At 74.4% G+C, this 9063-nt stretch carries 3 protein-coding genes; 1 reads left to right on the top strand and 2 read right to left on the bottom strand.

Translation table 11 applies throughout. The features are described 5' to 3' along the window. Together ACFXAZ_RS32750 and ccrA are read right to left on the bottom strand one after the other, a co-directional pair. Positions 1 to 1576: fatty acyl-AMP ligase (locus tag ACFXAZ_RS32750; RefSeq protein WP_384598528.1), on the bottom strand; the 1576-nt coding region annotated here is incomplete at its 3' end. A 193-nt stretch (positions 1577 to 1769) separates the two neighbouring features. Next, a complete protein-coding gene (gene ccrA / locus ACFXAZ_RS32745) occupies positions 1770 to 3143 on the bottom strand; it encodes a crotonyl-CoA carboxylase/reductase (protein WP_384598526.1) in 1374 nt (457 codons plus the stop codon). Between the two features lie 462 nt (positions 3144 to 3605). On the opposite strand from ccrA, the gene ACFXAZ_RS32740 reads away from it, so the two are divergent. Continuing rightward, positions 3606 to 9063: beta-ketoacyl synthase N-terminal-like domain-containing protein (locus ACFXAZ_RS32740; RefSeq protein ID WP_384598524.1), on the top strand; the 5458-nt coding region annotated here is incomplete at its 3' end.

Raw genomic sequence — 9063 nt, 5'->3', positions numbered from 1 at the left:
CGGCGCCCCCCTCCCCCACCCGCGATTCCGCGGTCCCGTGGTCCACGCACACCGCCGCGGCGCTTTGCGGCGGCAGGGCGGGCTCGGCCCGCTCGGCCGCCGCCTCGATGTCCTGCGGAGAGAAGTTGCGCCCCTTGCGGATGATCACGTCCTTGAGCCGGCCGGTCACGAACAGCTCCCCGGCGCGCAGGAACCCCAGATCCCCGGTCCGCAGCCAGCCGCCCGCAGCCTCCTCGCCCGCCAGGCGGGCCCGGAAGGTGCGCGCGCTCTCCTCCGGGCGGCCGTGGTAACCGTCCGCGACACAGGGGCCGTTGACCCAGATCTCGCCGACCGACCCGTCCGGCAGCCCGGTGAGCGTGTCGGGGTCGGCGATCCGGACCGCCGACGCCCCCACCGTCGTACCGCAGCCGACCGCGTGCACGACCCCCGGGCCGGGCGCCGCTTCCGAGGCGCCCGTGCCGGTCAGCGGCTCGGCGCGGCCCGCGCGCAGGGCCTCCGCGTCCAGCGGGAGCATCGTGGGCTCCTGGTCCTCCTGGCTACCGGTGACCTTGAGGGTGTTCTCCGCGAGGCCGTAGCCGGGGCACATGGCCCGGGCGCGGAAACCCGCGGCGGCGAAGGTCCGGGTGAAGGCGCGCACGACATGCCAGCGCACCGGCTCCGCCCCGTTCGCCGCCACCCGCAGACTGGACAGGTCCAGCCCCTCCGGCACCCCGTTGTCCGCCGCGTCCCGCACACACAGCTCGTACGCGAAGCTCGGCGCGGCGGTGTGGCTGCCACGGAACCGGGAGACGGCCTCCAGCCAGCGGCCCGGCCGCCGGATGAACGCCTCCGGGCCCATCAGATACGCCGGTATCCCCGCCCACAGCGGCAGGATCACCCCGAAGAGCATGCCCATGTCGTGGAAGAGGGGCAGCCAGTTGACCACGGCACTGTCGGGGCGGCAGGGCCACAACAGGTCGGTCTCCACCACGTTCGCGCGGAAATTGGCGTGGGTGACGCGCACGCCCTTCGGGTCGCCCGTGGAGCCGGAGGTGTACTGGAGCAGGGCGATGTCGTCGGGGGCGACCGGCGGGGCCGTCCAGTCCCCGGGGGCCGGGGCGGCCGGGGTGTCGGTGGGGACGAGGGTGAGTCCGGCCAGGTGCGGGGAGTCGCCGAAGCGCTCCTCCAGGTCCTGTTTCACGGCGGACGTGGTGAGGACGGTGGCCGTCCCGGCGTCGTCGGCGATCCGCCGCAGCCGGGCCAGTCCCCGCGACCGGGTCGGCACCTGCACGGGGGCGCCCGCGACCCCCGCGTACATGCAGCCCAGCAGCGCGGCGACGAAATCGAGGCCGGAGGGGTACAGGAGCACGGCGGCGCCGCCGCGCAGCCCCGCCGCGTCCAGCGCGGCGGCCCTGGCCCGCGCGCTCTCGTCCAGCCGGCCGTAGGTCAGGGAGTCCTCGGGGGTCTCGCCGCTGCGCAGGAAGACGTAGGCGACGGCGTCGGGTTGGGTGCGGGCGCGCAGGCGCAGCACCTCGGGGAGGGTGGCGGGCGCGGCGGCCTGACCCTGCGGGTCGGCCGTGGGCGCGGGGGCGGTCATGAGTGGGGGGTCCTCTTCTCGCTGTCCTGGTGGTCTCGGGGGTGGGTGGGGGTGCGGGTGGGGGTGCGGGTGGGGGCGCCTGTGTCACGGCTGCTGGTGGCTGCGAGGGGGTCGGGGGGTGCGCCTGTGTCACGGCTGCCGGTTCTGGTTACGGTTCCGGTTCCGGTACCGGCGCGGGTGTCGGTCGGGGTGCTCATCCCACGGGTTCCGGGGCCGGTGCGGTCACCGAGGTGGAGCGCAGGGGGTTCAGCCACTCCTCGCCGAGCGCGGCGCGCCGCTGGGGGTCCGTCACCCCGAGGCCCGGGGAGGGCGCGAGCGCGAGGACGCCGACCTTGCCGGTGTGCCGGTTCTGCTGCACCAGCCGGGCCGCCTCGCCCACCTCGGCCAGCGGGAACACCTCCGACAGCACGGGCGCGACCGCGCCCAGGTCGAGCAGGCGCATCATCTCGGCGGCCTCGTTGAGGTTCATGCCGTGACTGCCCACGATCCGCTTGAGGTTCATCCAGAAATACCGGTTGTCGAACGAGTGCTCGTACCCGGTGCTGGATCCGCAGGTGACGACCGTGCCGCCCCGGCGGGCCACGATCACCGAGATCCCGAAGGTCGCCCGGCCCACATGGTCGAACACGACATGCGGGTCCTCGCCCAGCTCCGCCCGGATCGCCCGGCCCAGCCGCTTCGCCAGCTCCACCGTGTCGGCGCCGGCCGCCACGTCGCCGCCGATGCCGATCTCCTCGCGGTTGATCACCACATCGCAGCCGAGCCGCGCCAGCAGCTTCGCCTTCGCCTCGGAGTTGACCACCCCGACCGGAATGCCCCCGCCGTTCTTCACCAACTGCACCGCGAACGCGCCGAGGCCGCCCGTCGCACCCCAGATCAGCACGATGTCACCCTGCTTGATCCGCGCACCCCGGTCACTGACCAGCATCCGGTAGGCGGTACCGCCGCACAGCGGTACGCACGCCGCCTCCTCCCAGGTCAGATGCCCCGGCTTGGGCAGCAGCTGACTCGCCCGTACGACGGTGTAGTGCGCCAGCCCGCCGAAGTTGGTCTCGTACCCCCACGCCTTCTGGTCGGCGCCGAGCATCCCGTCGTGCTGGGTCACCGGATCCTGGTCGTCCACGACGGCCGCGTTGACGGCCACATGGTCGCCGACCTTCCAGCGCCGCACCCCGGCCCCGGTCCGCACGATCACCCCGGCCGCGTCCGACCCCACCACCTGGTGCGGGAGGTCGTGCCGGGCCGCGTAACCACCGCCGCGCGCGAACCGCTTGAGCGCGCCGAACGTCGAGACGGGCTTGAAGGTCGCCGACCAGACGGTGTTGTAGTTGATGGAACTGGCCATCACCGCCACCAGCACCTCGTCCGGGGCGAGTTCGGGCATCGGCACCCGGCCCACCCGCAGCGAACGCCGTACGTCGCTGTCCGCCTCCCCGTCGAAGATCCCGACGTCCTCCTGCCGGATATGGGCGGCGACGAAATCCGCCGGGACCGGCGCCCGTTCGAGTTCATCGGCGGGGGCTCCCCGGAGAACCGCTTCCGTCAGAGAATCCGTAGGTGAATCCATGAGTGGCTCTTCCCCTCGCGTCATGTGTTTGTTGAAGACGCTAGGGTCGTTCATTTCGAATGCGGAACCCCTAAGGGTGACGGCTAGGGGTGGGGTCGGGGAAACGGCTTACCGTGACGCGGCCCGGTTCGGGGGAGCGGGCTTCATCGCTGGTGAGCCAGGGGTCAGGGGCTTCTAGGGGGAGGTTAGGGGTGGGCCCGGAAAACCGCGTACGGCGAGAATGGGGAGCGGCGTTGGGCGAGCCTGAGAAGTATTCCGGCACCTTGTCGAAATCTCCTTCGGAACGCTGATCAGCGCACTGGGAAAGCTTCCCGGCCGTGATCTCGGAAATCTCTGCCAGCTCAGAGATCTCGGAGTCTTGCGGAGTCCGCGCACCTCGTACACCCCGCACTTGTCGCACTTCTCGAACCTCCCGCGCTTCTCGTACTTCTCGCACTTCTCGGAAAGGGGTCGGCGAAAAGGATGACCACTCCCGTCGCCGTGATCGGACTGGCGTGCAGACTGCCCGGCGCACCCGACCCGGATGCCTTCTGGGACCTGCTGAGCACTGGCGGGAGCGCGATCGGCCCGGCGCCGGAGGGGCGCCGGATGTCTGCCGGTTCCGCCGACTCCACCTGCCGCGCCGGTTCCGCCCACGTGGATCTCCCCGGCGGTTTCCTCCCCGACGTCGACCACTTCGACGCCGCCTTCTTCGGCATCTCCCCGCGCGAGGCCGCCGAGATGGACCCCCAGCAGCGGCTCGTCCTCGAACTGGCCTGGGAGTCCCTGGAAGAGGCCGGGATCCTCCCCGCCACCCTCGCGGACACCCCCGTCGGCGTCTACATCGGGGCCATGGCGCACGACTACGCCGCCCTGCGCCACCACCCCGACGCGGCCCCCCTCACCCGCCACACCCTCACCGGCCTCAACCGTGGCCTGCTCGCCAACCGGGTCTCCTACACCCTGGGCCTGCGCGGCCCCAGCCTCACCGTCGACTCCGCCCAGTCCTCCGCTCTCGTCGCCCTCCATCTGGCGTACCGCGCGGTACGCGACGGCGACTGCGCGCTCGCGCTGGCCGGCGGGGTCAACCTCAACCTCGCCCCCGCCGGCACCACCGCCGCCGCCCGCTTCGGCGGACTGTCACCCGAGGGCCGCTCCTACCCGTTCGACGCCCGCGCGAGCGGCTATGTACGGGGTGAGGGCGGCGGCCTCGTCCTGCTCAAGCCGCTCGCGGCGGCGCTGGCCGACGGCGACCATGTGCACAGCGTGATCCTGGGCAGCGCCGTCAACAACGACGGCGGCACCGACGGACTGACCGTCCCCAGCGCCGACGCGCAGCGCGATGTCGTACGCCAGGCCGTCCGGGACGCCGGGATCGATCCCGGCGAGGTGCAGTACGTCGAACTGCACGGCACCGGCACCCCCGTGGGCGACCCGGTGGAGGCGGCGGCGCTCGGCGCGGCGTACGGCACCGGCCGGGCGGAACACGAACCGCTGGTGGTCGGGTCGGTGAAGGCCGGCATCGGGCATCTGGAGGGCGCGGCCGGTATCGCCGGTCTGCTGAAGACGGTCCTCGGTCTGCGGCACCGCCGCCTGCCCGCCACGCTCAACCATGAGACGCCCCACCCCCGGATCCCGCTCGCCGAGCTGGGGCTGCGGGTGCAGCGCGACACGGGTCCTTGGCCGAGGCCCGAGCGACGGCTGATCGCCGGGGTGAGTTCCTTCGGCATGGGCGGCACCAATTGCCATGTGCTGCTGGCGGAGCCGCTCCTCAGGGCTGGCGAGTCGGCGTCCATCACGGCCACCGAGTCGCCTCTGACGGCCACTGAGTCGTCCCTGACGGAGGCCGCGTCGCCTCTCACGGAGTCCGAGCAGCCTGCCAGGGAGGCCGAGCAGCCTGCCACGGAGTCCGAGCAGCCTGCCAGGGAAGCCGAGCAGCCTCCCAGGGAAGCCAAGCACTCTGCCACGGCGACCGAGTCGCCCTTCGCAGCGGCCGAGCAGCCGCCCCCGGACGCGGATCTGCCCTCCACGGACGCCGAGCCGCCCCCCGTCACCCCCTGGCCCCTGTCGGGCGCCACCCCCGAGGCCCTCCAAGCCCAGGCGGGGCGGCTCGCCGCGCACGTCCGGGCCCGGCTCGATCTGCGGATCGCCGACCTCGCCCACTCCCTCGCCACCACCCGCACCCACTTCCCGCACCGCGCGGTGGCCCTCGGTGCCGACCGCGCGAGCCTGCTGCGCACCCTGGACGCCCTCGCGGCCGGCGCACCCGCCCCGGGTGCCGTCCTCGGCCGGGCCCCCGTACGCACCACCGCCCCCCTCGCCTTCCTCTTCCCCGGCCAGGGAAGCCAGCGGCCGGGCGCAGGACGGGAGCTGTACGGCACCGAGCCCGCGTTCGCCGAGGCGCTCGACGAGATCTGCGCCCTGTTCGACCCCCGGCTGGACCGGCCGCTCCGCGATGTCCTGTTCGCCGCACCCGGCACCCCCGACGCCGCGCTCCTGGATCGCACCCGCTACACCCAGGCCGCGCTCTTCGCCCTGGGCACCGCCCTGTACCGGCTGCTCGAACGGCACCTCCCGGCACCGGACTTCGTCCTCGGGCACTCCATCGGCGGCCTCACCGCCGCCCATGTCGCCGGAGTGCTCCCGCTCCCGGACGCCGTCACCCTCGTGGCCGCCAGGGGCCGGCTGATGCAGGAGGCCCGCTCGGGCGGCGCCATGATCGCCGTCGAGGCCACCGCCGAAGAGACGGAACCCCTGCTCGCCGAAGCCGAGTACGCCGGACGGCTCGCGCTCGCCGCCGTCAACGGGCCGCGCTCCGTCGTGGTCTCGGGCGACGCCGACGCGGCGACCGGGTTCGCCGAACGCCTCGCCGCCGCAGGCCGCAGGACCCGGCGGCTCACGGTCAGCCATGCCTTCCACTCCCCGCACATGGACAGCGCGGTGGATGAGTTCCGCCGGATCGCCGCGACGCTCACCTTCCGCCCGCCCACCCTCGCCGTCGTCTCCGACACGACCGGCCTGCCCGCCACCCCCGCCGAACTGACCTCCCCCGACTACTGGGCCGAACACATCCGCCGCCCGGTCCGCTTCCACGACGCCCTGCGCCAACTCACCGCACAGGGCGTCACCGCCTACGCGGAACTGGGCCCCGGCAACGTCCTCACCACCCTCACCCGGACCTCGGGCACCGGGGAAGCGACCGCCGCCCCGCTGCTGCGCCGGGCCACCGACGAACGGCTCTCCCTGCTCACCGCCCTCGCCGAACTCCATGTCGCCGGCACGGAGACGGACTGGCCGGGCCGAACCGGCGCCGAGCGGCGAGAGCGGGTGGCGCTGCCGACGTACGCCTTCCAGCGACGGCCCTTCCGGTTCGCGACCGGCGCCCCGGCCGGGAGCACCCCGACACCGCCCCGGCCCGACGCGGGACCACCGTCCGCGCCCGCGAGCCCCGCCCCGGCCGCAGACGTCCCCGCCACCGACTTCCTCCCCCTCGTCCGTACCGCCGCCGCCGAAGTCCTGGGGCTCGCCGCCGGGCACGACGTGGACCCGGAACGCACCTTCAAGGAACTGGGCCTGGACTCCCTCGGCGCGGTCGAGTTCGCCGACCGTCTCTCCCGGACCGCCGGGGTGCGCCTCGCGCCCACCGTCGTCTACGACCGCCCGACCCCCGGCGCACTCGCCCAGCACCTGACGGCCGAGGCCACCCGGTACCTGGCGGCGACGACCACCACCGCCCGCACCACGGACGAGACCCCGGCCGACCCCGCCACGACCCCGGCCGACGACGACCCCATCGCGATCGTCGCCACGGCGGGCCGCTGGCCCGGCGGCGCCGACACCCCCGAACGCCTCTGGCACCTCCTGGTCTCCGGCACGGACGCGACCAGCGGCTTCCCGGTCAACCGGGGCTGGGACGAGGACCTCTACGACCCCGACCCGGACCGCCCCGGCCACACCTCCGTGCGGCGCGGCGGATTCCTGCACGACGCCGACCGCTTCGACGCCGACTTCTTCGGGCTCTCACCGCGCGAGGCCGAGGCGATGGACCCGCAGCAGAGGCTGCTGCTCGAAACCTCCTGGGAACTGCTGGAACGCGCCGGGATCGACCCCGCCGCCCTGCGCGCCTCCGCGACCGGCGTCTTCGTCGGCGCCTCCCAGCAGGAGTACGGCCCCCGGCTGCACGAGGCCACCGGCACCACCGCCGGGTACCGGCTGACCGGCTCCGGCATCAGCGTCGCCTCCGGCCGAATCGCCTACACGTACGGTCTCGAAGGCCCGGCGCTGACCGTGGACACCGCCTGCTCCTCCTCCCTGGTGGCCCTGCATCTGGCGGTACGCGCGCTGCGCTCCGGCGATTGCGCGCTGGCGCTGGCGGGCGGCGCGGCGGTGATGGCGACGCCGGGCATGTTCACCGAGTTCAGCAGGCAGCGCGGGCTGGCCCCGGACGGCCGCTGCAAGCCGTTCGCCGCCGGTGCCGACGGCACCGCCTGGTCGGAGGGCGTCGGCCTGGTACTGCTGGAGCGGCTGTCCGACGCCCGCCGGGCCGGTCGCCGGGTGCTCGCCCTGATCCGGGGCAGCGCGGTCAACTCGGACGGCGCCAGCAACGGCCTCACCGCGCCCAGCGGCCCCGCCCAGGAACGGGTGATCCGGCAGGCGCTCGCCGACGCGCGGCTGACCGCCCGGGACATCGACGCCGTGGAGGCCCACGGCACCGGCACCACCCTCGGCGACCCCATCGAGGCACAGGCCCTCCTCAACACGTACGGCCGCGACCGGCCCCCGGCGCACCCGCTCCACCTGGGATCCCTGAAGTCCGGCCTCGGGCACACGCAGGCCGCCGCCGGAGTCACCTCCGTCATCAAGATGACCGAGGCCCTGCGCCACGGACTGCTCCCGGCCACCCTCCACGTCGACCACCCCACCCCGCACGTCGACTGGACCGGCGGCACCGTCACCCTCCTCACCCACCCCACCCCCTGGCCGGCCCCCGGCCACCCGCGCCGCGCCGCCGTCTCCGCCTTCGGCATCAGCGGCACCAACGCCCACCTGATCCTCGAAGCGGCACCCCCGGCCGACAGCGCCCCCGCCCAACCGGAACCCTCCGTCCCCGCCCCCTGGATCCTGTCCGCCCGCACCCCACAGGCCCTCCAGGCCCAGGCGGACCGACTGGCCACCGCGCTCACCTCCGACTCCGCTCCGACCGACCCCACCCCAGCCGACCCCACCCCCACCGAAGTCGCCCACGCCCTCGCCCGAAAGCCCCGGTTCGAGCACCGTGCCGTCATCGTGGCCCGCCGCCCGGACGACCTCCGTGCCGCCGTACGGGCCCTGGCGCACGGCGAGCCCGCCGAAGGGCTCGTGCGGGACCGCGTCACCACCCCCGCCAAGCTCGCCTTTCTCTTCACCGGCCAGGGCAGCCAACGCCCCGGCATGGGACGGGAGCTGTACGCCGCCCACCCCGCCTTCGCCGCCGCCCTCGACGAGACATGCGCCGCGCTGGACGCCCATCTCGCCGGGCCCACGCCCCTGCGGGACACCGTCCTCGCGAGCACCGCCGCCGACGCCCTGGACCGCACCGCCCTCACCCAACCGGCCCTGTTCGCCCTGGAAGTGGCCCTCTTCCGGCTCCTGGAGTCATGGGGCGTCCGCCCGGACGTCGTGGCCGGTCACTCGGTCGGGGAACTCGCCGCCGCGCACGTGGCGGGCGCCCTGAGCCTCACCGACGCGGCGGCGCTCACCGTCGCCCGGGGCCGGCTGATGCAGGCCCTGCCGGAGGGCGGAGCCATGGTCGCGCTGGAGGCGACCGAGGACGAGGTGCTCGGCGAGATCGGCGACCGGACCGACGCGGTCGGGGGGGGGGGGGGGGGGCGCGCGGGCGGGGGCTGGGGGGGCGGTGGGGGGGGGGCGGCGGGGGGGGCTGCGGCGGGGGCGGGCGCGCGCG

This window comes from Streptomyces sp. NPDC059477 (assembly GCF_042749375.1).
In the GTDB taxonomy this organism is placed as follows: domain Bacteria; phylum Actinomycetota; class Actinomycetes; order Streptomycetales; family Streptomycetaceae; genus Streptomyces.
Note: the sequence above shows the minus strand (reverse complement) of the source record. Positions and strands in the feature narration are given on the sequence as shown.

Coding starts and splice junctions, on each gene's coding strand:
- ccrA (WP_384598526.1), bottom strand. CDS start 3,143: ATGGATTCACCTACGGATTCTCTGACGGAAGCGGTTCTCCGGGGAGCC.